Here is a 2024-nt window from a genome sequence, read left to right as displayed (position 1 = left end):
TCCTGAACAGTATGTGGCGATGCTTGATGCGGCCAGACGGGGGTCCTACGCCTATCCCGCCATCAATGTGACCAGCAGCCAGACTCTGAATGCGGCCTTGCAGGGGCTGGACGAAGCCCAGTCCGACGGAATCATCCAGGTCTCCGTGGGAGGTGCCGCCTACCTGTCCGGCCAGCGCCTGGCCGACCGGGTGGCTGGCTCCATCGCCTTTGCCAAGTTCGCCCACGAAGTGATCGCCCGCTATCCAAGCATCACCGTGGCCCTGCATACGGACCACTGCGCCCCGCAATATCTTGACGAGTGGGTACGGCCCCTGCTGGCCTACGAGAAGGAGCAGGTGGCTCACTGTCAGGAACCGCTCTTCCAGTCGCACATGTGGGACGGTTCTGGCCTGCCCTTGCGGGAGAATTTGGCCACGGCGGCAGAGCTGCTGGAGCAGTCCCGCGCCGCCCACACCGTTTTGGAGATCGAAGTGGGAACAGTCGGCGGCGAGGAGGACGGTCACTCGGCGGCTATCGACCAACGGCTCTATTCCTCGTCCGATGATGGCCCCAGGGTGGTCGATGCCCTGGGTCTGGGTGAGCGCGGCCGCTACATGGTGGCTTTCACTTTCGGCAACGTGCACGGGTCCTACAAGCCCGGTGTGGTCAAGCTAAGGCCCGATCTGCTGGGGCAGATCCAGGCCAGGACGGCCAGAGCCATATCCGATGGGGAGGTTAGCGGTATCCCCGCTCCGAGCGCCCCTGCCAACAAGCCCTTCCTGCTGGTCTTCCACGGGGGCTCTGGCTCGCAGCCGGAGGAGATCGCCTCGGCCGTCGCTCATGGTGTGGTCAAGATGAATGTGGATACTGACACTCAGTACGCCTTTACCAGGGCCGTGGCAGGGCACATGTTCACTAACTACGACAAGGTCCTCAAGGTGGACGGGGAGGTTGGCGAAAAGAGCGAGTACGACCCCCGTTCTTGGGGACGCCAGGCCGAGGACGAGATGGCGGCGCGCGTGGTCCAGGCTTGCCAGCAGCTGGGCAGTGCAGGACGGGCCATGCGATGAAACGGCATACGCGTTCCAAACCACGCCAGCCCAGACAGGGAATACACAAGACTGCAGCTTGGGGACTTCTTGGGTTCGGTGTATTGCTGATGCTTGATTCCTCAACGACCCCGATGATCGGCCGTCCCTTATGGGCCCAATGGCTGGTGCTATTGGTCGCCATCCTCCTCGTGGGCTTCGGCATCTGGTTTTATGCCAAGGTTGTCATGGTGAGGTGGGCTGAACGTCAGCCTACCGAGTTGACGGCTCATGGTTTCTTCGTCTCCTCGTTGGGCGGACTGGGCATCGGCTTCGGATTGATGGCTCTTTCGGCTTTCATCCTCATAATCCTTGGGTTTTACAGGGTGGATGGTTTCCGCCCATTCGGTGTCTCCCAGATCCTGACCTTAGGAGTTCTAGCTTGCGCGTCGGTTTTTGAAGAACTCATAATGCGGGGCGTGGCTCTCCATGCTTTGGATCGCTGGCTGGGATGGGTACCTGCTCTGATTTTGACTTCGCTTCTTTTCGGGTTCATGCATGCTCTCAACCCTGGGGCTACCCTCTTCTCGTGTCTGGCCATAGCCATCGAAGCCGGTCTTATGCTGGGCTCCATCATGGTATCCAGGCATAATCTCTGGATCTGCATAGGCTTTCATATAGGGTGGAACCTTACTGAGGCCCTGTTGGGAATTCCGGTCTCCGGCCAGAATATATACGGCTTCATGGTCATGAAGGTTCAGGGACCGACCCTGCTGACCGGTGGAACATTCGGCATCGAAGCATCCCTGATCCCGGTCATCCTAGGGCTGCTCGTCAGTGCGGCCTTCCTGCTCTGCCAGGGCCGGGACACCATGATTGGCTCCAGGACCTGACCAGTCTTTTCCAATTTTGGATCGGCCCATGCTGATTTGAAAGGCCTGAAAGACCTCCAGCTCCATACATGGGGTTAGGCTCGTCTATGGATGGTCTGCCTTTGTTTTCCTTGAATGGCGAC

2 protein-coding genes are annotated in these 2024 nt (G+C 59.5%); both read left to right on the top strand.

All coding sequences use genetic code 11. The features are described 5' to 3' along the window. Positions 1-1051 (top strand): class II fructose-bisphosphate aldolase (fbaA, locus tag AC0AP0_RS12735; protein ID WP_490430755.1); only part of this gene is annotated, 1051 nt, incomplete at its 5' end. After that, a complete protein-coding gene (locus AC0AP0_RS12730; RefSeq protein ID WP_490430754.1) occupies positions 1048-1902 on the top strand; it encodes a CPBP family intramembrane glutamic endopeptidase in 855 nt (284 codons plus the stop codon). The genes fbaA and AC0AP0_RS12730, both read left to right, overlap by 4 nt. Positions 1903-2024 lie beyond the last annotated feature (122 nt).

Source organism: Bifidobacterium sp. POST2/T3 (B1) (genome assembly GCF_058197115.1).
The sequence above is the reverse complement of the archived record's forward strand: the minus strand, read 5'-3'. Positions and strand labels throughout refer to the sequence as shown.

Bases quoted from the DNA above. Each gene is read 5' to 3' on its own strand.
- AC0AP0_RS12730 (WP_490430754.1), top strand. From the start codon at position 1,048: ATGAAACGGCATACGCGTTCCAAACCACGCCAGCCCAGACAGGGAATA.